Source organism: Pantoea sp. KPR_PJ (genome assembly GCF_041386365.1).
Taxonomy (GTDB): domain Bacteria; phylum Pseudomonadota; class Gammaproteobacteria; order Enterobacterales; family Enterobacteriaceae; genus Pantoea.
In genome coordinates this window covers 194,114-216,017 of record NZ_JABMIK010000003.1, presented here as the reverse complement: position 1 = coordinate 216,017, position 21,904 = coordinate 194,114, and the positions used below count along the sequence as shown (strand labels likewise).

Sequence of the window (21,904 nt, the reverse complement as noted above, 5' to 3'; positions counted from 1 at the left end):
CTGTAATACAAAACTTTGCGAGCGTTACTGCATTTGAGCAGCCGCGCCATATTTGATTTTAGCCTCGTTGCGCAGGTTAGTCAGCAGGGCTTCAAACGCCAGCTGCGCATTGTTCTGCGTCATGCCTTTAATCATTTCGTCCACCTGCTCCTGTGGCAGCGTACCGGTGCTGACCTTATCCAGCGCAACCAGAACCACATTGCCCTGCATATCTTCACTTACGCCCCAGGTGGATTTGCCGTTGACCGGCTGCGGCAGGTTGAACGCTGTCTGTGTGACCGGATCCTGGCTATTGCGATCAACCGTTTTGCTGGCGCCCAGCGTCAGACCCGCTGCGCTTAGCGCATCCTGCTTGCCCGCGTTGAGATCGGCCAGTAATTTATCGGCCTGCGCTTTAGCCTGCTGTGCCGCCTTGTCATGCTTCAGCGTGTCGGTGATCTGTGTTTTCACCTCTTCAAGCGGTTTCACGGCTTCGGGCTTATGATCGCTGATACGCAGCACAAAGGCGCGGTCGCCATCGACGGTAATCACGTCAGAGTTATTGCCCGGCGCACCGTTCTGCCCCGTCAGGCCACCGTTGAACACCGCATTTTTCACCGCGTCGAAGTTCAGCTCCTGCGGCACGCTGTCACGGCTAAACCAGCCCGTTTCAATCACTTTCAAACCTGATACCTGAGCTGCGCCCGCCAGCGACTCATTGTCGTTGCTCGCTGCTTCACTCACCTTTTGCTGCTGCTGGTAAAAGGCGTCGACCGCTTTCTCCTGCTTCGCTTTATCCGCCACAGCATCGCGCACCTCAGCCAGCGGCTTGATCTTTTCAGGCTGAATATCGTCCAGTCGTACCACCAGGAAGCCAACGGAGGATTTAATCACGCCCGAAAGCTGGCCTTTCTGCGTCAGTCCGGCATTTTTTAGCTCATCCGGAGTGGTAGCGGGTTCCAGCCAGCCCATATCGCCGCCCTTGCGGGCAGAAATGGGGTCAATGGATTTGCTTTTCGCCAGCGCAGTAAAATCTGCCCCGCCTTTCAGCTGTTCCAGCACAGCGCTGGCGTCCGCTTCAGTTTTTGTCTGGATGACGCTGTAGCGATTGCGCTGCGGCTGGGTGTAGTCCGCTTTATGCTGATCATACCAGCTCTGAATATCCGCATCGCTGACGCTTGTCTGCTGGCTGGCAGCATCCATTTTGATGTAGCTGACGCGGAACTGCTCCGGCGCCATCAGATCGCTTTTATGCTGCTGATAGTACTGTGCAATCTCATCTTCAGTAACGGTTTGTTTAGCGGCCAGCGCGTTGACGTCGATGGTGGCCTGACGGATATCGCGTTTCTGCGACACCAGATCGATCAGCTTAGTGGTTTCGCCTTTCAGCATAAAATCAGTATTGGCTACGGCATTAATCAACTGCTGATTTGCCAGCTGCTTGCGCAAGCCTTCTGCATAGCGGTCGGCGGTCAGGCCCGCATTGCTAAGCAGCGCGTTATATTTAGCATTGTCGAATTTGCCGTTGGTCTGGAATACCTGCTGGGCGAAGATTGCCTGCTTGACCTGATCGTCGCTGATGCTGATATGGAGGTCGTGGATGTACTGGTCCAGCAGCGCCTGGTCCACCAGCTGTGACAGCGCCCGTTGACGCATCTGCTGCATAAAGCCGTCATTACCCGCCAGCTGGGAGAACTGGTCGCCCAGCATCTGCTGCTGCTGGCTGCGCTCGTTATTAAACGCCTGGTCTAACTGCGCGCGGCTGATCTCCTGCCCGTTGACTTTCGCAGCGTAGTCACCGCCGCCACCGGTCAGATAGCTGCCAACGCCGGTCAGCACGAAGGAGAGAATAATCAACCCCAAAATAACCTTGAGCACGACATGATTCGACGCCGCGCGTAAATTGTCCATCATGGTATGACAACGCTCCGCTGTAGTGTGGATATCAATCTCGGGCGCAACGCCTGTCGGATAAAGGTCGTTACGCAACTGCCGTTTAGCCTGGCAGCTTCACTCCTGTTGAGACAAGTCTTACCGCGATTTATCCCCGGATCCGAATAAAAAAGGCACATCAAATTTGATGTGCCCGTATGTTACATGAGAACGATTAAACCGTCCTCTGGTCCACGGAAGAAAATGCTTCTGCAGACAGATGCGTTGTCACGCGTTGACAGCGTCTTTCAGCGCTTTACCGGCGCGGAAGCCCGGTACTTTACCTGCGGCGATGGTGATTTCTTTTCCAGTCTGCGGGTTACGGCCGGTACGTGCAGCACGCTCGCGTACAGAGAAAGTACCAAAGCCCACCAGAGCCACTTCGTCACCGCCTTTCAGCGCGTCAGAAACAGAACTGGTGAATGCGTCTAAAACACGTCCCGCTGCTGCTTTAGAAATATCCGCATCTGCAGCAATTTTGTCGATCAACTGTGATTTATTCACTCTATTCATCCCCTCTTTTATTATTTCATTTCACATCCGCGCGTCCCGGCGGATACGAATGCGCAGCACGTTATATCAAGCCTGCCAGGTCGAAACAACGGAATTCATCTTAATCGCTGTTTCCGCCGCTCCTTAAAGTAGCGGCACTAAAAAAAGCTGGCAAGCGCTCAGTGGCCTGCCAGCTTCGCTTTTTAATGCTTTCTGCTGCTAATCACTATTTAGCGGTCGTAACCTGCATTCCGTAAGGCGCATTTTCCAGCGCAAGGCTTAAGACTTCCTCAATGCGTTTTACCGGATGGATTTCCAGATCGGCAATAACATTAGCCGGAATCTCTTCCAGATCGCGTTTGTTATCGTCCGGGATCAGCACGACTTTAATCCCGCCACGGTGCGCCGCCAGCAGCTTCTCTTTCAGGCCACCGATGGGCAGGACCTGACCACGCAGGGTGATTTCGCCAGTCATTGCCACGTCGGAGCGCACCGGATTGCCGGTCAGGCAGGAAACCAGTGCGGTACACATGGCGATACCGGCACTGGGACCATCCTTCGGCGTTGCGCCTTCCGGTACGTGAACGTGAATATCACGCTTCTCGTAGAAGTCGCCATTAATGCCGAGCTTCTCAGCACGTGCACGCACCACGGTCAGCGCCGCCTGAATAGACTCCTGCATAACCTCACCGAGCGAGCCGGTATAGGTCAGTTTACCTTTACCCGGTACGCAGGCGGTTTCGATGGTCAGCAGATCGCCGCCCACTTCGGTCCATGCCAGCCCTGTCACCTGCCCTACGCGGTTTTCGCTGTCGGCACGGCCATAGTCAAAGCGTTGAACGCCGAGATAATCTTTCAGGTTCTCGCCGTCAATGGTGATGTGCTTCTGCTCTTTATTCAGCAGCAGGGCCTTCACCGCTTTGCGGCACAGCTTGGACAGTTCACGCTCCAGGCTACGTACGCCCGCTTCACGGGTGTAATAGCGAATAATGCCGACGATAGCGCTATCTTCAACCGTGATTTCGCTCTGTTTCAGGGCGTTGCGCTCAATCTGCTTAGGCAGCAAATGCTGCTTAGCGATGTTGAGTTTCTCATCCTCGGTATAGCCGGAGAGACGAATCACCTCCATACGATCCAGCAGCGGTGCTGGAATGTTCATAGAGTTAGAGGTTGCTACAAACATCACATCGGAGAGATCGTAATCTACTTCGAGGTAATGGTCGTTAAAGGCAATATTCTGTTCAGGATCGAGCACTTCAAGCAGTGCTGACGCCGGATCGCCGCGCATGTCAGAGGACATTTTGTCAATCTCATCCAGCAGGAACAGCGGGTTTTTCACGCCCACTTTGGCCATCTTCTGGATCAGCTTGCCCGGCATTGAGCCAATATAGGTGCGGCGGTGACCGCGAATTTCCGCCTCGTCACGCACGCCACCCAGAGCCATACGCACATACTTACGCCCGGTCGCTTTCGCAATAGACTGCCCCAGCGAGGTTTTACCCACGCCCGGCGGTCCCACCAGACAGAGAATCGGACCTTTGATTTTGCTGACGCGACTCTGTACGGCAAGGTATTCAAGGATGCGGTCTTTGACGCGCTCCAGACCATAGTGATCGGTATCCAGCGTCTCCTGAGCTTTGCGCAGGTCTTTTTTCACCTTGCTGCGCGCGTTCCATGGCACCTGGACCATCCAGTCAATATAGCCGCGTACCACCGTCGCTTCGGCAGACATCGGCGACATCATTTTCAATTTTTGCAGCTCAGCTTCCGCTTTTTCGCGTGCTTCAGCCGGCATTTTTGCCGCATCGATCTTGCGCTTCAGGGCTTCGTACTCATCCGGTACGTCGTCCATTTCGCCCAGCTCTTTCTGAATGGCTTTCATCTGCTCATTCAGGTAATACTCGCGCTGGCTTTTCTCCATCTGCTTTTTCACGCGGTTGCGGATACGCTTTTCAACCTGCAGCAGATCGATTTCAGATTCCATCATCGCCATGAGATATTCCAGACGTTCATTAACGTCAGACATCTCCAGCACCGACTGTTTATCTGCCAGTTTCAACGGCATATGCGCTGCCACGGTGTCGGCCAGACGGGCCGCATCGTCGATATTGTTCAGCGAAGTCAGGACTTCCGGCGGGATCTTTTTATTCAGCTTAATGTAGCCTTCAAACTGATTGATCGCCGTACGCACCAGTACTTCCTGCTCGCGCTCTTCAATTTCTGGCGAGTTCAGGTATTCCGCCTGTGCGGTGAAGTGATCGCCATTATCTGCCAGCGTCGTGATGTGCGCGCGCTGTAAACCTTCGACCAGAACTTTCACTGTGCCGTCAGGCAGTTTTAGCATCTGCAATACAGAGGCTACGGTCCCTACTGAGAAGAGATCGTTAATGCCAGGTTCATCCGTTGACGCCTCTTTCTGGGCAACCAGCATGATCTTCTTGTCATGATCCATCGCCGCTTCGAGGCAACGAATCGATTTTTCCCGACCAACAAACAACGGAATTACCATGTGCGGATAAACCACCACGTCGCGCAGAGGCAACACGGGGATTTCAATGCGTTCAGAACGCTCAGGATTCATAGAGCTCTCTCTTAGTTAGTGTCCGCCAGGTGATGGGCACCGCAAATGCAGGAATGTGCAGTTAAACCCACAGGATTATGAGTATATGGGGATGATCGTTCGACATTCAACGTCATGAGAGCGAGAAAAACAAAAGGGGAAAGAATTTTCCCCTTTTTTAATGATATCAACACCCTTGCTGTGGCGAATTATTCGCCAGATGCCTGGGCTTCGTGCTTGCCGTAGATAAGCATCGGTTCAGACTGACCGTCAATGACCGACTCATCAATGACCACTTTTTCCACATCTTCCATAGAAGGCAGGTCATACATGGTTTCCAGCAGTGCGCCTTCAACAATAGAGCGCAGGCCACGTGCGCCGGTCTTGCGCGACATCGCTTTTTTAGCAATGGCGGTCAGGGCTTCATCACGGAACTCCAGCTCAACGCCTTCCAGGTTGAATAGCGCCTGGTACTGTTTGGTCAGCGCGTTTTTCGGCTCACGCAAAATCTGAATCAACGCCTCTTCGCTCAGCTCATTCAGCGTCGCCACAACAGGCAGACGGCCGATAAACTCCGGGATCAGACCAAATTTAATCAGATCTTCAGGCTCCACCTGCGACAGCAGTTCGCCTTCCGTTGCCTTCTGCGATTTACCTTTCACCGTTGCGCCAAAGCCGATGCCAGAGCCGGTCTCCACACGCTGGGAGATTACTTTGTCCAGGCCGGCGAACGCTCCCCCGCAGATAAACAAAATCTTGGAGGTATCAACCTGCAAAAACTCCTGCTGGGGATGCTTACGCCCACCCTGCGGTGGTACAGCCGCCACCGTACCTTCAATCAGCTTCAGCAGCGCCTGCTGGACACCTTCGCCAGAAACGTCACGCGTAATGGACGGGTTGTCCGATTTACGCGAAATTTTGTCAATTTCATCGATATAGACGATGCCGCGCTGCGCTTTCTGCACGTCGTAGTCGCACTTTTGCAGCAGTTTCTGGATGATATTCTCCACGTCTTCGCCCACGTAGCCCGCTTCGGTTAACGTGGTGGCGTCAGCCATGGTGAAAGGCACATCCAGCAGACGCGCCAGCGTTTCTGCCAGCAGCGTTTTACCACTCCCGGTTGGGCCAATCAGCAAAATGTTACTCTTGCCCAGTTCAATACCGTTGCTGGTATCGCCGTTACGCAGGCGTTTGTAGTGGTTGTACACCGCAACCGCCAGCACTTTTTTCGCCTTTTCCTGGCCGATAACATAATCATCGAGGTGATGGCGGATTTCGTGCGGCGTAGGCAGCGCGCTACGTTCGCGATGCGGGGCAACTTCTTTTATCTCTTCGCGAATGATGTCATTGCACAGATCGACACATTCGTCGCAGATATACACTGACGGCCCGGCAATCAGCTTACGCACTTCATGCTGGCTTTTGCCGCAGAAAGAGCAGTACAGCAACTTACCTGAACCGTCTTTGCGCTTATCTGTCATCAGTTAACCTCTTCTTGTTCTCAGGCCATACTGGCGTACGGCGCAGGCCGTGCGAACACGGCCAATATTCATTCAACTCAAACCCGTATCCCAGTAACTATAGCGTAAGGAGCCGGGCAGATGAGTCTTATTCGCGATGCGTCAGGACAGAGTCGACCAGTCCATACTCTACCGCTTCATTTGCAGAGAGGAAACGGTCACGCTCGGTATCGCGCTCAATTTGTTCCAGTGACTTGCCGGTATGCTCGGCCATCAGTTCGTTCATGCGCTGTTTTACTTTCAGAATTTCTTTCGCATGAATTTCTATGTCTGTCGCCTGGCCCTGATAACCGCCCAGCGGCTGATGGATCATCACGCGAGAGTTAGGCAGGCAGAAGCGCTTGCCCTTGGTCCCTGCCGTCAGCAGAAACGCGCCCATTGAACAGGCCTGGCCCATGCAAATGGTGCTAACGTCAGGCTTGATAAACTTCATGGTGTCATAGATCGACATGCCCGCCGTGATCACGCCGCCTGGCGAGTTGATATAAAGATAAATATCTTTTTCAGGGTTTTCCGCTTCCAGAAACAGCATCTGCGCCACGATCAGGTTAGCCATATGATCTTCAACCTGACCCGTCAGGAAGATCACGCGCTCTTTAAGCAGGCGGGAATAGATGTCGTAGGAACGCTCGCCGCGTGAAGTCTGTTCAACCACCATAGGCACCAGCGCATTGCGCGGCGCAGTAAATTCACGATCGCCACTGTATGACATTACCGTCTCCTGGATATAGTTCATTGGCAACATTCTGTACCGATTTCTCTGGAGCCAGCCAGCGCATGCTGCGCTACTCCGTTTCCGACACCTTCAAGGACGGTTAATCAGTCAGTCTAACTGTCTTTTGCATACTCCTTCAATCTGGGGATGCTGCCCAGTTGTTTCAAGCATAACAACCTTTTCTTCATTCGCTAACCGGGAAAAAGCGTAACGTGAATAATTTGCCGATTAATTAGGCGAATAGCGGGTCCAGAGTGAAGGGTATGCCGTAAAAACAAAAAAAGCCCACGACTTTGCAGTCGCGGGCTTCGCATTTCTGGTTAACTCAGCAATCAGGCAGCAGTCGTCTGATTCATCAGTTCCTGGAAGCTGGTCGCTTTCTCAGTCACTTTGGCTTTTTCCAGAACGGCTTCAACGGCCTGCTCTTCCAGCGCGACATTGCGCATGTTGTTCATCAGCTCATTGTTTTTGCTGTAGAACTCAATCACTTCCTGCGGATCTTCGTACGCAGAAGCCATCTCTTCGATCAGGGCGTTAACACGTGCTTCGTCAGCTTTCAGCTCGTGGGTACGAATCACTTCGCCCAGCAGCAGACCAACGATCACGCGGCGTTTTGCCTGCTCTTCAAACAGCTCACGCGGCAGTTCCAGCGCCTGTTTCTCGTTACCACCAAAGCGCTGAGCAGCCTGACGACGCAGCACGTCGATTTCGCTGTCGATCAGGGCAGCCGGTACGTCGATGGCGTTAGCGTTAACCAGGCCGTCGATCGCCTGAGTCTTCACACGGTTACGGATTGCGCCTTTCAGCTCACGATCCATATTTTTGCGCACTTCAGCACGCAGACCTTCCACTGAACCATCTTCCACGCCGAAACGCTTGATGAACTCTTCAGTCAGTTCCGGCAGTTCGCGCGTTTCAACTTTCTTCAGCACGATCTCGAACTTCGCGTCTTTACCTTTCAGGTTTTCCGCGTGGTAGTCTTCCGGGAATTTCACATCGATAGTGAAGGTGTCGCCTGCTTTATGACCCACAATGCCTTCTTCGAAGCCTGGGATCATGCGGCCCTGGCCCATTGCCAGAACGAAGTCAGACGCTTTGCCACCTTCAAACTCTTCACCGTCTACAGAACCGGTAAAGTCGATGGTTGCGCGATCTTCAGCCGTCGCGGCTGCATCGCTCTCTTTCCAGTTCGCCTGCTGCTTACGCAGCGTGTCCAGCATGGTGTCGACGTCAGCTTCGGTGACTTCAACCAGCGGTTTTTCAACTTCGATGCTGTCCAGACCCTGCAGTTCAACTTCCGGGTAGACTTCGAACTCAACGGCATAGGTGAAATCTTCACCTTCTTTATACTCGCCCGGCACATAGTTTGGTGCGCCAGCCGGGTTGATTTTTTCTTTGATGATGGCGTCAACGAAGTTGCGCGTCATCAGCTCGCCCAGCACGTCCTGGCGAACAGAAGCGCCGTAGCGCTGTGCGATGATATTGGCCGGCACTTTGCCTTTACGGAAACCATCGATACGGACTTTTTTCGCCACTTCCACCAGTTCTTTCTTTACTGCGCTTTCGATGCTGTCAGCTGCAACAGTAATCGTAATGCGACGGCCCAGACCCTGAGTGGTTTCTACTGAAACTGTCATCTTGTTACCTCAAAAAATCGCGTGCTCGGTCAACTTCAGACACCACACATTATGTAATGCGCCGTATCCAACAACCGGGACGGCTTCCACGAAGAGAACCTGATCCCTGTCACCAGAAGCGTCCCGAAGACATTCCGGAAAAATAGACGCCGCATTATAGCGGCATCGCTCTGGTGAGTCGAGGCTGGAAACTCACCGCTTTTTAACAGCTTTGCTGCTTTTTTGCGCCAGAGATCGCGTTTTTCAGGAAACAGAGAAGAAAAACGGCCCGCAGGCCGTTTTCACAAAGAAGAGGATTTCAGGCGAGGGTACCAGCACCACGGCAGTTAGGGGAAGCGAGCACGGTATCCTGCAACCCTTCCCACTCCTTCCGGGTATAAGTATGCAACGCCAGCGCATGTACACTGCCCGCCAGCTCAGCAGCGAGCTCACCATAAATAGCGCGGTGACGAGCCAGAAAGCGCTGGCCAGCAAACAGATCGCTGACTATCACCACTTTGAAATGGCTTTCTGAACCTGCAGGCACATTATGACGATAACTTTCATCGTGCACTTCCAGATGTGCCGGCTGGAAAGCCTGGCGCAGCTTCTCTTCAATTTGTTCGCGGATCATTGTCTTTTTCCTCAATGGCGAGCGCTGTGCCCCATCTGTTTAAATATTAGTAGGTTTTCAGACAGGTCCGCATAAATGTGTGAAAATATTTCTGCCGTCTGTAAACGTCAGGGGCATCATAGCGTAGCGAAAGCCCCGGTCAACGATCCCATTTCTAAAGGGGCTGGAAAAAGGCTTTTACAATCAATTCTCCCGCGCAGAGGGCTTTTTTCACTGCCGCTCAATGCTATGATGACCACAGTTTTTGCAAACCAACCCACAACATTAATGAGAATAAACATGTTGAAAAAACTGTTGTTTCCCCTGCTGGCTGCTTTCATTTTGGCCGGCTGTGCCACCAGCAGCAATACATTGACCATCCAGCCTAAAATTCAGCTGCCCCAGCAGGATCCCAGCCTGATGGGTGTGACAGTCAGCATTAACGGTGCTGACCAGCGTAGCGACCAGGCGCTGGCCAAGGTGAACCGTGATGGCCAGCTGGTGACGCTGACGCCGTCTCGCGACCTGCGCTTCCTGTTGCAGGAGGTGCTGGAGAAGCAGATGACCGCACGTGGTTACATGATTGGGCCTGAAGGTGCTGTAGATTTGCAGATTGTGGTGAATAATCTCTATGCAGACGTTACCCAGGGCAACGTGCGCTACAGCATCACCACCAAAGCCGATATTTCCATTATCGCCACGGCAAAAAATGGCAACAAGCAGGTGAAAAACTATCGTCAGACCTACAGCGTGGAAGGTGCCTTCAACGCAAGCAACGAGAAGATTACCAAGGCGGTGAACTCAACGCTGGGCGATGTCATCGCCGATATGGCGCAGGACACCAGCATCAGCAACTTCATCAAGCAGAACGCGCGCTAATTTGTCGTACCCTGTGCCCGGCCGGATGCCGGGCATGGCTTCAGGATCAGCATGAATCATTATCTCCGCATCTTTACGCAACGCAACGCCGCCGTTTTACTGCTGCTGGGGTTTGCCTCCGGCTTACCGCTGGCGCTGACTTCCGGTACGCTACAGGCCTGGATGACGGTCGAGAATGTTGACCTGAAAACGATCGGTTTTTTCTCTCTGGTCGGTCAGGCTTACGTTTTTAAGTTTCTCTGGGCACCGGTCATGGACCGCTTCACGCCCCCGCTGTTAGGACGGCGGCGCGGCTGGCTGCTGCTGACGCAGCTGGCGCTGATTGCCGGTATCGTGGCAATGGGCTTTATGCAGCCAGACCGCAATCTGACGCTGCTGGCCGCACTGGCGGTACTGGTCGCCTTTTGCTCCGCTTCACAGGATATCGTGTTTGACGCCTGGAAAACCGATGTGCTGCCGCCGGAAGAGCGCGGCAGTGGCGCAGCCATCACCGTACTCGGCTATCGTCTGGCCATGCTGGTCTCTGGCGGGCTGGCGCTGTGGCTTGCCGATCGCTATCTCGGCTGGCAGTCAACCTACTGGCTTATGGCCCTGCTGCTGCTGCCTGCGCTGATTGCAACGTTAATGGCTAACGAGCCTGACACCCATGCCACGACCCCGCATTCGCTACGCGATGCGGTATCGCTGCCGCTCAAAGATTTTTTTCAGCGCAATAATGCCTGGCTGCTCATTACGCTGATTGTGCTTTATAAACTTGGCGATGCCTTCGCCGCCTCGTTGACCACCACCTTTTTAATTCGCGGCGTTGGCTTCACTGCCGGTGATGTCGGTCTGGTTAACAAAACGCTTGGCCTGCTGGCGACGATTATCGGGGCACTTTATGGCGGCATGCTGATGCAGCGACTAAGCCTGTTTCGCGCACTGATGATATTCGGCGTACTTCAGGCGGCCTCAAATTTTGCTTACTGGCTGCTCGCAGTAACGTCACCCCACTTGTGGAGCATGGCCAGCGCCGTGTTTGTCGAAAACCTGTGCGGCGGAATGGGCACGGCAGCCTTCGTTGCGCTGCTGATGACGCTCTGCAACAAATCATTCTCCGCGACGCAGTTTGCCCTGCTCTCGGCGCTATCAGCGGTAGGCCGCGTTTATGTAGGCCCGGCGGCTGGCTGGCTGGTGGAACTCTGGGGCTGGCCAACCTTTTATGCTTTTACCGTACTGGCGGCATTGCCCGGCCTGCTGCTGCTGATACTCTGCCGCGAGACGCTGAACGCCGCGCAGAACAGCGGTCAGTTTCTGCCCCGTCGGCGATTTGCGGCAGCTTATCGCTGGACCACACGCCTGTTCTGCGCAGGCTGTGGATTTATCGCTCTGTGGCTGGTGGCGCTCGCCCTGCAGGCACTGGGGCTGTGGCAGGTGGGTCCAGCAGTGATCAGGCTGTTTGAAACAGGTATGGCACTGCTGGTGCTGGCAGTATGTGGCGGCGTGGCATTCGATTATCTGGCCCTGCGCGAAAACGCTGTGGTAAAAAAAAGTGACTGATGCGATCTCTGGGCTGACAAAAATTTTTAATGCACAGCCTTTACAAAAGACAAAAGTTAATTTTTGTCATCGCGTGTTATTTTCCTGAAAATAATAAGGTCACTTTCTTAACTCAACGCAAATATATTAAAAACCGGTGAGCAATTATTTTGTATAAATTACATCACACAAATGATGCAAAGTTGTTAAAGAATTGAGCGCTAAAGGTAAGGTTTATTCTTTCCCTGTTTTCTTTAAGGATACTTTCATTGGTTTTTGTTATATTAGCCTCAACTGCTTGTCGCAGTTAATAATTTATCACCCCAGGCAACATCTGTGACACCCTTAGCAAAAGGTGTCAACACGCTGCTGACACATCCTTATGCTGGTTTACACTGCATAAACCTTCCCGTAAAATGCGCGCACACTTAAACGACAATAAGCCCTTTGTCATTGAGGTCGTTAAATGAGACTCAGGAAATACAATAAAAGTTTGGGGATTTTGTCATTAATCGCAGGCACTTTGTTAATGAGTGGTTGCGATAATGCGTTGTTAAATCCCAAGGGACAGATTGCACTTGAGCAACGTTCGTTGATTCTGACAGCCTTTGGCTTGATGATGATCGTCGTTATTCCCGCAGTCTTGATGGCGGTGGTGTTTGCATGGAAATATCGTGCATCCAACACTGAAGCGAAGTACAGCCCTAACTGGTCACACTCTAACAAAGTTGAAGCTGTGGTCTGGACCATTCCGATCCTGATCATTCTCTTCCTCGGCGTGCTGACCTGGAAATCAACTCACGCGCTGGAGCCAAGCAAACCGCTCGCCTCTGACGTGAAACCGGTTGAGATTGAAGTGGTTGCGCTGGACTGGAAATGGTTGTTTATCTACCCGGAACAGGGTATTGCCACCATCAACCAGATCGCTTTCCCGGCTAATACGCCGGTGAGCTTCAAAATTACCTCTAACTCCGTTATGAACTCCTTCTTTATTCCGACGCTCGGCAGCCAGATTTATGCCATGGCGGGCATGCAGACCAAACTGCACCTGATCGCCAATGAGCCAGGAACGTTCGACGGTATCTCCTCGAACTTCAGTGGTCGAGGTTTCTCTGGTATGAAGTTCAAAGCCATTGCAACCAAGGACGATGCGGAATTCCAGCAGTGGGTTGCCAAAGTCAAAGCGGCACCTAACACGCTGACCACAATGGAAGATTTCGAGAAGGTAGCAGTGCCAAGCGAAAATCATCCGGTGGAATATTTCTCTTCAGCGAATCCTGAACTGTTCAAGCAAGTTATCGCTAAGTTCATGACCAGCCACGGGAAGATGGACATGCAGCAGCACGAAGGCATGGACATGAGTCATACCGCTTCCGCGGGAGCCGAGGAATAATACGATGTTCGGAAAATTAACACTGGATGCAGTGCCGTACCATGAGCCCATTATCATGGTTACGGTTGCCGGGATCATCATTGGTGGTCTGGCAATCATCGCTGCCCTCACCTACTTTGGTAAATGGCAGTATCTGTGGTCAGAATGGCTGACGTCTGTTGACCACAAAAAACTGGGTATCATGTATATCATCATGGCATTTGTCATGCTGCTGCGTGGCTTTGCCGATGCAATCATGATGCGTACCCAGCAGGTGATGGCTTCCGCTGGGGAAGCTGGCATACTCCCACCGCACCACTACGACCAGATCTTTACCGCGCACGGCGTGATTATGATCTTCTTCGTGGCGATGCCGTTCGTGGTCGGTCTGATGAACATCGCGGTTCCGCTGCAAATCGGTGCGCGCGACGTGGCATTCCCGTTCCTGAACAACCTGAGCTTCTGGTTTACCGCGGTCGGTGTGATCCTGGTTAACCTGTCTCTGGGCGTGGGCGAGTTTGCACAGACTGGCTGGCTGGCCTATCCGCCGCTTTCTGGCGCAGAGTACAGCCCTGGCGTCGGGGTCGATTACTGGATCTGGAGTCTCCAGCTTTCTGGTATCGGGACCACGCTAACCGGTATCAACTTCTTCGTCACCATTCTGAAGATGCGTGCGCCGGGCATGGACCTGTTCAAAATGCCGGTATTTACCTGGGCATCACTTTGTACCAACGTCCTGATCATCGCTGCGTTCCCGGTTCTGACCGTAACGCTGGCACTGTTGACCCTCGACCGTTACCTTGGCTTCCATTTCTTTACTAATGATATGGGCGGTAACATGATGATGTACGTCAACCTGATCTGGGTCTGGGGTCACCCGGAAGTGTACATCCTGGTTCTGCCGGTATTTGGCGTCTTCTCTGAAGTTACAGCAACATTCTCTAAAAAACGTCTGTTTGGTTACACCTCGCTGGTGTGGGCGACCATCGCCATTACCGTACTGTCGTTCATCGTTTGGCTGCACCACTTCTTCACCATGGGTGCGGGTGCGAACGTTAACGCCTTCTTCGGTATCATGACGATGATCATCGCGATTCCGACCGGTGTGAAAATCTTTAACTGGCTGTTCACCATGTACCAGGGTCGCATCGTAATGCACTCTGCGATGCTGTGGACTGTAGGCTTCCTGGTAACCTTCTCTGTGGGGGGAATGACCGGGGTACTGCTGGCAGTGCCGGGCGCGGACTTCGTGCTGCACAACAGCCTGTTCCTGATTGCGCACTTCCATAACGTCATCATCGGCGGTGTGGTATTCGGTTGTATGGCGGGCGTAACCTACTGGTTCCCGAAAGCCTTCGGCTTTACCCTGAACGAAACCTGGGGCAAGCGCGCCTTCTGGTTCTGGATCATCGGCTTCTTCGTTGCGTTTATGCCGCTGTATGTACTGGGCTTCATGGGTATGACCCGTCGTCTGAGCCAGGACATCGATCCGCAGTTCCACTCTCTGCTGGTTATTGCAGCATGCGGTGCAGCCCTGATCGCCTGCGGTATTATCAGCCAGGTCATCATGTTCTACGTTTCTGTACGTGACCGTCACCAGAACCGTGATGTGACTGGTGACCCATGGGGTGGTCGTACGCTGGAGTGGGCAACCTCTTCACCGCCGCCGTTCTACAACTTTGCCACTATCCCACATATCCACGAGCGCGACGCGTTCTGGGAAATGAAAGAAAAAGGCGAAGCGTACAAGCAGCCGGCGAAATATGAAGAGATTCATATGCCGAAGAACAGCGGCGCGGCTATCGTGATCGCAGCCTTCGCAACGGTATTCGGTTTTGCCGCAATCTGGCATATCTGGTGGCTGGCTGGCCTGAGCTTCCTGGGCATGATCGTGACCTGGATTGTGAAGAGCTTCGACGAAGACGTGGACTACTACGTTCCGGTTGCCGAGATTGAGAAGATCGAAAAGCAGCACTTTGACGATATTAGCAAAGCGGGTCTGAAATAATGTCGACTGAAACTCTGACAAAACACCACCACGACGCCCATGCGGAGCATGGGCATCACGATGCAGGAGCCAATAAGGTCTTTGGCTTCTGGATCTACCTGATGAGTGACTGCATTATCTTCGCAACCCTGTTTGCGACCTATGCGGTTATGGTCAACAGCACTGCCGGTGGCCCGGCAGGCAAAGACATCTTCGAACTGCCGTTCGTTCTGGGCGAAACAGCGCTGCTGCTGCTGAGCTCCATCACCTACGGTATGGCGGTTATCGCCATGAACCACGACAAGAAAAGCTCGGTCCTTAGCTGGCTGGCACTGACTTTCCTGTTCGGTCTTGGCTTTATCTGCATGGAGATCTATGAGTTCCATCATCTGATCGAAGAAGGCTTCGGCCCGAATCGCAGCGGCTTCCTGTCAGGCTTCTTTACCCTGGTAGGCACCCACGGCCTGCACGTTACCTGCGGCCTGATCTGGATGCTGGTGCTGATGTTCCAGATTGCCAAACGTGGGCTGACGTCGACTAACCATACTCGTATCCTGTGCCTGAGCCTGTTCTGGCACTTCCTGGATGTGGTGTGGATCTGCGTATTTACCATTGTCTATCTGATGGGAGTCATGTAATGAGTCATTCAGCTAACGGAAATGTTGTTCCGCACAGCAGCGTGAAGTCCTACATGATCGGCTTCATCCTCTCTGTCATCCTGACCGGTATCCCGTTCTGGATGGTGATGAGCGGCGAGTCATCTCAAGGTATGACCCTGGGCGTCGTGGTTGCCTGCGCAGTTATCCAGGTCGTTGTTCACCTGATCTACTTCCTGCATCTGGACACTAAGTCTGAAGGCGGCTGGAACATGGTAGCCATCGTCTTCTCGGCGGTCATTATTCTGATCGTCGTGGTTGGCTCGCTGTGGATTATGTGGAACCTCAACTACAACATGATGGTTCACTAAAGAGTCGCGTAATGATTAAGCAATACCTGCAAGTAACAAAACCAGGAATTATCTTCGGGAATTTAATTTCTGTGATCGGCGGATTTCTGCTGGCTTCAAAAGGCAGCATTGATTACGCCCTGTTTCTCACCTCGCTGATCGGCGTATCGCTGGTTGTCGCCTCAGGTTGTGTTTTCAACAACGTGATCGACCGCGATATCGACGTCAAGATGGAGAGAACCCGGAATCGAGTGCTGGTTAAAGGCCTCATCTCTGCGAAAGTAAGCCTGATTTATGCTACCGCGCTGGGTATTGCTGGCTTTGCGTTGCTTTACTTTGGTGCCAATCCGCTGGCCATGTGGCTGGCGGTCATGGGCTTTGTGGTTTATGTCGGTGTTTACAGCCTCTACATGAAGCGCCACTCCGTTTACGGGACGCTGATTGGCAGCCTGTCTGGTGCTGCGCCACCGGTCATTGGCTACTGCGCCGTAACAAACGAGTTCGACGCGGGCGCCCTGATCCTGCTGGCGATCTTTAGCCTGTGGCAGATGCCGCACTCCTATGCGATTGCTATCTTCCGCTTTAAAGATTACCAGGCGGCAAATATCCCGGTTCTGCCGGTGGTAAAAGGTATCTCCGTCGCGAAGAATCATATTACGCTCTATATTCTGGCGTTTATGATCGCGACGCTGATGCTGTCGCTGGGTGGCTATGCAGGCTACAAGTATCTGGTCGTGGCGGCTGCTGTCAGCGTCTGGTGGCTGGGAATGGCGCTGTCAGGTTACAAGACCTCAAACGATCGCGTCTGGGCACGTAAGCTGTTCGTTTTTTCCATCGTTGCCATCACCGCGCTTAGCGTGATGATGTCAGTGGATTTTATGGCTCCGGCTTCAAAAGATCTGCTGACCTACGTGTGGTAATGCTGCACTGACATAGCAAACTAAGGGCGCGATTTCGCGCCCTTTCTTTTTGTTACCACTTCTTAAACACTATTATTTTACCCGCCCTGCCCTGCTCCCTAAAATAAAGACGGCAAACTTACAGAGGTTGGAATGAACGATAATAAAATGACGCCGGTGGAGCTTCGCGCCACATGGGGTTTGGGTACGGTATTTTCCCTGCGAATGCTGGGCATGTTTATGGTCCTGCCGGTATTAACCACCTACGGCATGGCTCTTCAGGGTGCAAGTGAAACGCTTATTGGCCTGGCGATCGGCATTTACGGTCTGGCACAGGCAATATTTCAAATTCCATTTGGGCTGATGTCAGATCGCATTGGCCGTAAGCCACTGATTGTGGGCGGCCTGCTGTTGTTTGTTCTTGGCAGCGTCATCGCCGCCAGCACCACCTCGATCTGGGGCATTATTCTTGGCCGCGCGTTGCAGGGTTCTGGCGCAATTGCCGCCGCCGTCATGGCGCTGCTCTCTGATTTGACCCGCGAGCAGAACCGAACAAAAGCGATGGCGTTTATCGGCATCAGCTTTGGCGTGACCTTCGCCATTGCAATGGTGATTGGCCCGATTGTCACGCATGCGCTTGGCCTGCACGCGCTGTTCTGGATGATTGCCATTCTTGCCTCGCTAGGCATTGTGATTACGCTGCTGGTTGTGCCCACCGCGCCTGGCCATGTACTGAACCGCGAATCGGGCATGGTCAAAGGGAGCTTTCGCAAGGTGCTGGGTAATTCACGCCTGGTAAAACTCAATATCGGCATTCTCTGCCTGCACATTCTGCTGATGTCGAGCTTCGTCGCCCTGCCCGGCCAGTTTGAGCAGGCAGGCCTGCCTGCAGCCGAACACTGGAAAATCTATCTGGTGACCATGCTTGTCGCTTTTGTCGGCGTGGTGCCTTTTATTATTTATGCAGAAGTTAAACGCCGCATGAAGCGCGTCTTTGTTGCCTGCGTGGGCGCGATCGTTATTGCGGAGATTGTACTCTGGGGCGCAGAAGGCCATTTCTGGACGCTGGTGGCTGGCGTGCAGCTCTTCTTTTTTGCCTTTAACCTGATGGAGGCAATTCTGCCTTCGCTGGTGAGCAAAGAGTCGCCTGCCGGATACAAAGGCACCGCGATGGGCCTCTACTCTACCAGCCAGTTTATTGGCGTCGCCATTGGCGGTAGCCTGGGCGGCTGGGTATTGGGTCACTTTGATGCACAGACGGTTTTCCTGGTTGGCGCTATCGTGGCGGCTTTCTGGCTGTTTGTTGCCATGACCATGCAGGAACCCCCTTACGTTAGCAGCCTGCGCATTGTGCTGAGCGATACGGTGCTGGCTGTGCCAAACCTGGAGCAGCGGCTGAAAGCCCAGCCGGGCGTCACATCCGTGCTGATCGTGCCGGAAGAGAAAAGCGCCTACATCAAGATTGACAGTAAGGTCACCAGCCGTCCTGAACTGGAGGCGCTGCTGGCCAGCAGCTAAGGGGCTACGGCCCCGGCTGGATGAAACAAAAGAACCGGCTTTGTGCCGGTTCTTTGCTTTTTACGCCGCCGTTAAAGCGACATATCTATGACGATCCGCCCCTCAATTTTTCCGGCGTGCATACGTTCAAAAATGGCGTTGATATTGCTCAGTGGCTCAACGGCAATGGTGGCTTTTACCTTATGCCGTCCGGCAAAATCGAGCGCCTCCTGCAAATCCTTTCTGGTGCCAACGATAGAGCCGCGCACCGTGATACCGTCCAGCACCATATCAAAGATAGAGAGATCAAACTTGCCCGGCGGCAGCCCGTTCAGCACCATGGTTCCACCACGGCGCAGCGTGCCGATCGCCTGTTCAAACGCCTTGGGTGACACGGCGGTAACCAGCGCAGCGTGTGCGCCGCCAAACTGCGCGTGAAACACCTTTGCGGGATCGTCTTTACGCGCGTTCACCACTACGCTGGCCCCGAGCCGCTGTGCAAAAGCCAGCTTTTCATCATCAACATCGACTGCGGCCACGTTTAGCCCCATCGCTACGGCATACTGTACCGCCAGATGGCCCAGACCGCCGATTCCGGAGATAACCACCCAGTTTCCGGGCCTGGCTTCGGTCATTTTCAGTCCTTTATAGACAGTCACCCCAGCGCAGAGGATGGGCGCGACATCGGCATAGTCAAGGTTATCGGGCAGAATGCCGACATAGTTGGCATCGGCCAGGCAATACTCCGCAAAGCTGCCGTTAACCGAATAGCCCGCATTTTTCTGTTCATGGCAGAGCGTCTCCCAGCTGTCAAGACAGTGCTCGCAGTGGCCGCACGCCGAATAGAGCCAGGGCACACCAACGCGATCCCCCAGCTTGAGGTGAGTCACATTGGGGCCTACCGCCACAACTTCACCCACCCCTTCATGACCGGGAATAAAAGGCGGCTCGGGTTTGACGGGCCAGTCGCCCTCTGCCGCATGAAGATCGGTATGGCAAACGCCAGTGGCCGCAATTTTTACCAGTACCTGCCCCGCACCCGCTTCGGGTATCGGCACCTGCTCAATAACCAGCGGGGCACCAAACGCCTTCACTATGGCAGCTTTCATCATTTGCATGCTTTCATTCTCCAGTTGAGGGTTTCCTCATGAGATTTGTACAGCTTTGCCGAAAAGCATAATGATTAAACGCCGGGGAATAGCGGGAAACAAGCGGCACGACAGATGCAGTAAGCAAAGCGTGCAGCAGATCAACTGCTGCACGCCTGGAGGGAATTAATCGCGGAAATTTTTGAACTGGAATGGCTGGCCAAGATTGCCGCCGCGCACCAGCGCCATTGCGCTCTGCAGATCGTCGCGTGATTTACCCGTAACGCGCAGTGAGTCGCCCTGAATCTGGGTTTGCACTTTGATCTTGCTGTCTTTAATCAGCTTAACGATCTTCTTCGCCACCTCAGTCTCAATGCCCTTTTTCATTTTGGCATCGACGCTCCAGCTTTTGCCGCTGTGCTCAATCTCTTCGGGAATATCGAGCGCAGCGCCCTCAATGCCGCGCTTGAGCATCTTCTCACGCAGCATATCCACCAGCTGTTTCACCTGAAAATCAGACTCGCTGGTTACTTTGATGGTTTCATTCTTTTCGTTGAGCTCAAAACTGGCGCTCACGTTACGAAAATCGAAGCGGGTCGTTAATTCACGGTTGGCATTTTCGACCGCGTTGCGGACTTCCTGCATGTCGATTTCGGAAACGATATCGAAAGATGGCATCTCTTCTTCTCCTGACGCTAAAGTGACATGCATAATACGCGTCTTGCCGTGCTAAATAAAATCAGGTTGCGCAGAACGCTATACTCAGGCTGTGTATTAGAACAAACAATAAACCCGGATACGGGAGGCAGTATGAAGATTACCGTGTTGGGTTGCGGCGCTATCGGACAGATCTGGCTTTCAGCGCTTGCCCGCCAGGGCCATGAGGTACAGGGATGGCTGCGTGTGCCGCAGCCCTATTGTTCCGTTAACGTTATTGATGACCAGGGCAAGGTGAGTAACAACACCTTTATTGCCAACGATCCGCTGTTTCTGGCCGACAGCCAGCTGCTGCTGGTGACGCTCAAGGCCCCGCAGGTCTCCCCCGCGGTGCGCAACTTACAGAGCGTGCTGTCAGATGAGTGCCCTGTCCTGCTGCTGCATAACGGCATGGGCACGCTGGATGAGTTAAAGGGGTTAAGCCAGCCGCTGCTGCGCGGCATCACCACGCATGCGGCGATGCGTGACGGCACGGTAATTAAACATATTGCCAGCGGCATCACCCATATTGGTCCCGCGAACCGCAAAGGCGCTGCCTGGGCCGATCTCGCCGATATCCTGCATGCCGCTCTGCCAGATGTGGCGTGGCACAATCATATTGCTTCAGCCTGCTGGCGCAAGCTGGCGGTGAACTGCGTGATCAACCCGATGACCGTGGAGCATGCGTGTCAGAACGGTGCGCTTCGCGCCTGGCCCGCGCAGATTGACCAGCTCTGCCAGGAGCTGAGCTGGGTGATGGAGCGTGAAGGCCAGCATATCACCGCCGACAGCCTGCAGGACATTGTCTACAACGTGATTGACACCACCGCGGCAAATACCTCGTCCATGTTGCAGGACGTCCTGGCTCAGCGCCTGACCGAGATCGATTATATTACCGGCTTTTTGCTGCGCCGCGCGCGCGCACACGGCATTAGCGTGCCGGAAAATACCCGTCTGTATGAGTTTGTTAAACGCAAGGAGTCCCATTATGATCGCGAACACACCAGTTCTGGTATGCCTCGCTCATGGCACTGAAGAGATCGAAGCGGTAACCACACTCGATCTGCTGGTGCGCGGCGGCCTGAAGGTAGTCACCGCCAGCGTAGAGAGCGACGGCACGCGTGAGATTGTCTGCTCGCGCGGCGTGCGCCTGCTGGCGGATGCCCCACTGGTTGAAGTGGCTGATAATGACTATGCCGCGATTGTGCTGCCGGGCGGCCTGAAAGGTGCAGAGACCTTTCGCGATAGCCCGCTGCTGGTGGAAACCGTGCGTCAGTGCCATCTTTCTGGCCGTATCGTTGCCGCTATCTGTGCCGCAGCGGGCACAGTGCTGGTTCCGCATGACCTGTTTCCGGTGGGCAATATGACCGGCTTCCCTGGCCTGAAAGAGACCATTCCGGCAGAAAAATGGATGGAAAAGCGCGTTGTCTGGGATCCCCGTGTTAACCTGCTGACCAGCCAGGGGCCGGGCACGGCTATGGACTTCGCGCTGAAGCTCATTGATCTGCTGGCAGGGAAAGAGAAAGCGGCGGAGGTGGCGTCTCAGCTGGTGCTGGCCGCGGGCATTTACGACTACACGGAATAAAAAAGGCTGC

Annotated in this window: 19 protein-coding genes; 10 read left to right on the top strand and 9 right to left on the bottom strand. The window is 53.6% G+C overall.

Annotated features, from left to right (window positions below):
- Nucleotides 1-24: 24 nt before the first annotated feature.
- The 7 genes from ppiD to bolA all read right to left on the bottom strand — a co-directional run bounded on the left by ppiD (nucleotide 25) and on the right by bolA (nucleotide 9,448).
- Complete coding sequence (gene ppiD / locus HP564_RS09455; protein WP_371242382.1) at nucleotides 25-1,893, bottom strand: peptidylprolyl isomerase; 1,869 nt, start codon at nucleotides 1,891-1,893, stop codon at nucleotides 25-27.
- 246 nt (nucleotides 1,894-2,139) lie between these two features.
- Nucleotides 2,140-2,415: a nucleoid-associated protein HU-beta gene (hupB, locus tag HP564_RS09450; protein WP_033752705.1), complete on the bottom strand. Its 276-nt coding sequence runs from the start codon at nucleotides 2,413-2,415 to the stop codon at nucleotides 2,140-2,142.
- A 214-nt stretch (nucleotides 2,416-2,629) separates the two neighbouring features.
- The gene (gene lon, locus HP564_RS09445; protein ID WP_371242380.1) at nucleotides 2,630-4,984 is read right to left on the bottom strand and encodes an endopeptidase La; all 2,355 of its coding nucleotides are present in this window, start codon (nucleotides 4,982-4,984) and stop codon (nucleotides 2,630-2,632) included.
- A gap of 188 nt (nucleotides 4,985-5,172) precedes the next feature.
- Nucleotides 5,173-6,444, bottom strand: a complete 1,272-nt coding sequence (gene clpX / locus HP564_RS09440) for an ATP-dependent protease ATP-binding subunit ClpX (RefSeq protein WP_371242378.1) — start codon at nucleotides 6,442-6,444, stop codon at nucleotides 5,173-5,175.
- Nucleotides 6,445-6,571: 127 nt separating this feature from the next.
- Nucleotides 6,572-7,195 (bottom strand): ATP-dependent Clp endopeptidase proteolytic subunit ClpP, encoded by a 624-nt coding sequence (gene clpP / locus HP564_RS09435; RefSeq protein ID WP_371242376.1) that lies wholly within the window; start codon nucleotides 7,193-7,195, stop codon nucleotides 6,572-6,574.
- 335 nt (nucleotides 7,196-7,530) lie between these two features.
- Nucleotides 7,531-8,835: a trigger factor gene (gene tig, locus HP564_RS09430; RefSeq protein WP_371242374.1), complete on the bottom strand. Its 1,305-nt coding sequence runs from the start codon at nucleotides 8,833-8,835 to the stop codon at nucleotides 7,531-7,533.
- A 298-nt stretch (nucleotides 8,836-9,133) separates the two neighbouring features.
- On the bottom strand, nucleotides 9,134-9,448 hold the full coding sequence (bolA, locus tag HP564_RS09425; protein WP_371242372.1) for a transcriptional regulator BolA: 315 nt from the start codon (nucleotides 9,446-9,448) through the stop codon (nucleotides 9,134-9,136).
- A gap of 279 nt (nucleotides 9,449-9,727) precedes the next feature.
- Between bolA and HP564_RS09420 the strand changes: the two genes are divergently transcribed.
- The 8 genes from HP564_RS09420 to HP564_RS09385 all read left to right on the top strand — a co-directional run bounded on the left by HP564_RS09420 (nucleotide 9,728) and on the right by HP564_RS09385 (nucleotide 18,546).
- On the top strand, nucleotides 9,728-10,306 hold the full coding sequence (locus HP564_RS09420) for a lipoprotein (protein WP_371242370.1): 579 nt from the start codon (nucleotides 9,728-9,730) through the stop codon (nucleotides 10,304-10,306).
- 51 nt (nucleotides 10,307-10,357) lie between these two features.
- The gene (ampG, locus tag HP564_RS09415; RefSeq protein WP_371242368.1) at nucleotides 10,358-11,845 is read left to right on the top strand and encodes a muropeptide MFS transporter AmpG; all 1,488 of its coding nucleotides are present in this window, start codon (nucleotides 10,358-10,360) and stop codon (nucleotides 11,843-11,845) included.
- 445 nt (nucleotides 11,846-12,290) lie between these two features.
- Nucleotides 12,291-13,217, top strand: coding sequence for a cytochrome o ubiquinol oxidase subunit II (gene cyoA / locus HP564_RS09410; RefSeq protein ID WP_371242366.1), 927 nt, complete (start codon nucleotides 12,291-12,293; stop codon nucleotides 13,215-13,217).
- A 4-nt stretch (nucleotides 13,218-13,221) separates the two neighbouring features.
- Nucleotides 13,222-15,204, top strand: coding sequence for a cytochrome o ubiquinol oxidase subunit I (gene cyoB / locus HP564_RS09405; RefSeq protein ID WP_371242364.1), 1,983 nt, complete (start codon nucleotides 13,222-13,224; stop codon nucleotides 15,202-15,204).
- Nucleotides 15,204-15,821, top strand: a complete 618-nt coding sequence (locus HP564_RS09400; protein ID WP_033752718.1) for a cytochrome o ubiquinol oxidase subunit III — start codon at nucleotides 15,204-15,206, stop codon at nucleotides 15,819-15,821. The genes cyoB and HP564_RS09400 overlap by 1 nt, the downstream gene beginning before the upstream one ends.
- Nucleotides 15,821-16,150: a cytochrome o ubiquinol oxidase subunit IV gene (locus HP564_RS09395; RefSeq protein WP_103795099.1), complete on the top strand. Its 330-nt coding sequence runs from the start codon at nucleotides 15,821-15,823 to the stop codon at nucleotides 16,148-16,150. Before HP564_RS09400 ends, HP564_RS09395 begins: the two co-directional genes overlap by 1 nt.
- Nucleotides 16,151-16,161: 11 nt before the next feature.
- Nucleotides 16,162-17,049 carry a heme o synthase gene (gene cyoE / locus HP564_RS09390; RefSeq protein WP_371242361.1) on the top strand — a complete coding sequence of 296 codons (888 nt, stop codon included), beginning with the start codon at nucleotides 16,162-16,164 and terminating at the stop codon, nucleotides 17,047-17,049.
- A 132-nt stretch (nucleotides 17,050-17,181) separates the two neighbouring features.
- On the top strand, nucleotides 17,182-18,546 hold the full coding sequence (locus HP564_RS09385; protein WP_371242359.1) for an MFS transporter: 1,365 nt from the start codon (nucleotides 17,182-17,184) through the stop codon (nucleotides 18,544-18,546).
- A gap of 71 nt (nucleotides 18,547-18,617) precedes the next feature.
- On the opposite strand, the gene adhP is transcribed toward HP564_RS09385, so the two are convergent.
- Both adhP and HP564_RS09375 read right to left on the bottom strand, forming a co-directional pair.
- Nucleotides 18,618-19,643, bottom strand: coding sequence for an alcohol dehydrogenase AdhP (gene adhP, locus HP564_RS09380; RefSeq protein ID WP_371242357.1), 1,026 nt, complete (start codon nucleotides 19,641-19,643; stop codon nucleotides 18,618-18,620).
- A gap of 156 nt (nucleotides 19,644-19,799) precedes the next feature.
- A complete protein-coding gene (locus HP564_RS09375; RefSeq protein WP_371242355.1) occupies nucleotides 19,800-20,291 on the bottom strand; it encodes a YajQ family cyclic di-GMP-binding protein in 492 nt (163 codons plus the stop codon).
- A gap of 132 nt (nucleotides 20,292-20,423) precedes the next feature.
- Here HP564_RS09375 and panE point away from each other — a divergent pair, with 132 nt between their 5' ends.
- Entirely contained in the window at nucleotides 20,424-21,344 is a 921-nt protein-coding gene (gene panE, locus HP564_RS09370) for a 2-dehydropantoate 2-reductase (RefSeq protein ID WP_371242353.1), read from the top strand.
- Nucleotides 21,298-21,894: a protein deglycase YajL gene (gene yajL / locus HP564_RS09365; RefSeq protein ID WP_371242351.1), complete on the top strand. Its 597-nt coding sequence runs from the start codon at nucleotides 21,298-21,300 to the stop codon at nucleotides 21,892-21,894. The genes panE and yajL overlap by 47 nt, the downstream gene beginning before the upstream one ends.
- The last annotated feature ends 10 nt before the right edge of the window (nucleotides 21,895-21,904 follow it).

What these genes read in the sequence shown, in the direction of transcription:
- ppiD (WP_371242382.1), bottom strand. Translation starts at nt 1,893, where the DNA reads ATGATGGACAATTTACGCGCGGCGTCGAATCATGTCGTGCTCAAGGTT.
- lon (WP_371242380.1), bottom strand. Translation starts at nt 4,984, where the DNA reads ATGAATCCTGAGCGTTCTGAACGCATTGAAATCCCCGTGTTGCCTCTG.
- clpX (WP_371242378.1), bottom strand. Translation starts at nt 6,444, where the DNA reads ATGACAGATAAGCGCAAAGACGGTTCAGGTAAGTTGCTGTACTGCTCT.
- clpP (WP_371242376.1), bottom strand. Translation starts at nt 7,195, where the DNA reads ATGTCATACAGTGGCGATCGTGAATTTACTGCGCCGCGCAATGCGCTG.
- tig (WP_371242374.1), bottom strand. Translation starts at nt 8,835, where the DNA reads ATGACAGTTTCAGTAGAAACCACTCAGGGTCTGGGCCGTCGCATTACG.
- bolA (WP_371242372.1), bottom strand. Translation starts at nt 9,448, where the DNA reads ATGATCCGCGAACAAATTGAAGAGAAGCTGCGCCAGGCTTTCCAGCCG.
- HP564_RS09420 (WP_371242370.1), top strand. Translation starts at nt 9,728, where the DNA reads ATGTTGAAAAAACTGTTGTTTCCCCTGCTGGCTGCTTTCATTTTGGCC.
- ampG (WP_371242368.1), top strand. Translation starts at nt 10,358, where the DNA reads ATGAATCATTATCTCCGCATCTTTACGCAACGCAACGCCGCCGTTTTA.
- cyoA (WP_371242366.1), top strand. Translation starts at nt 12,291, where the DNA reads ATGAGACTCAGGAAATACAATAAAAGTTTGGGGATTTTGTCATTAATC.
- cyoB (WP_371242364.1), top strand. Translation starts at nt 13,222, where the DNA reads ATGTTCGGAAAATTAACACTGGATGCAGTGCCGTACCATGAGCCCATT.
- HP564_RS09400 (WP_033752718.1), top strand. Translation starts at nt 15,204, where the DNA reads ATGTCGACTGAAACTCTGACAAAACACCACCACGACGCCCATGCGGAG.
- HP564_RS09395 (WP_103795099.1), top strand. Translation starts at nt 15,821, where the DNA reads ATGAGTCATTCAGCTAACGGAAATGTTGTTCCGCACAGCAGCGTGAAG.
- cyoE (WP_371242361.1), top strand. Translation starts at nt 16,162, where the DNA reads ATGATTAAGCAATACCTGCAAGTAACAAAACCAGGAATTATCTTCGGG.
- HP564_RS09385 (WP_371242359.1), top strand. Translation starts at nt 17,182, where the DNA reads ATGAACGATAATAAAATGACGCCGGTGGAGCTTCGCGCCACATGGGGT.
- adhP (WP_371242357.1), bottom strand. Translation starts at nt 19,643, where the DNA reads ATGCAAATGATGAAAGCTGCCATAGTGAAGGCGTTTGGTGCCCCGCTG.
- HP564_RS09375 (WP_371242355.1), bottom strand. Translation starts at nt 20,291, where the DNA reads ATGCCATCTTTCGATATCGTTTCCGAAATCGACATGCAGGAAGTCCGC.
- panE (WP_371242353.1), top strand. Translation starts at nt 20,424, where the DNA reads ATGAAGATTACCGTGTTGGGTTGCGGCGCTATCGGACAGATCTGGCTT.
- yajL (WP_371242351.1), top strand. Translation starts at nt 21,298, where the DNA reads ATGATCGCGAACACACCAGTTCTGGTATGCCTCGCTCATGGCACTGAA.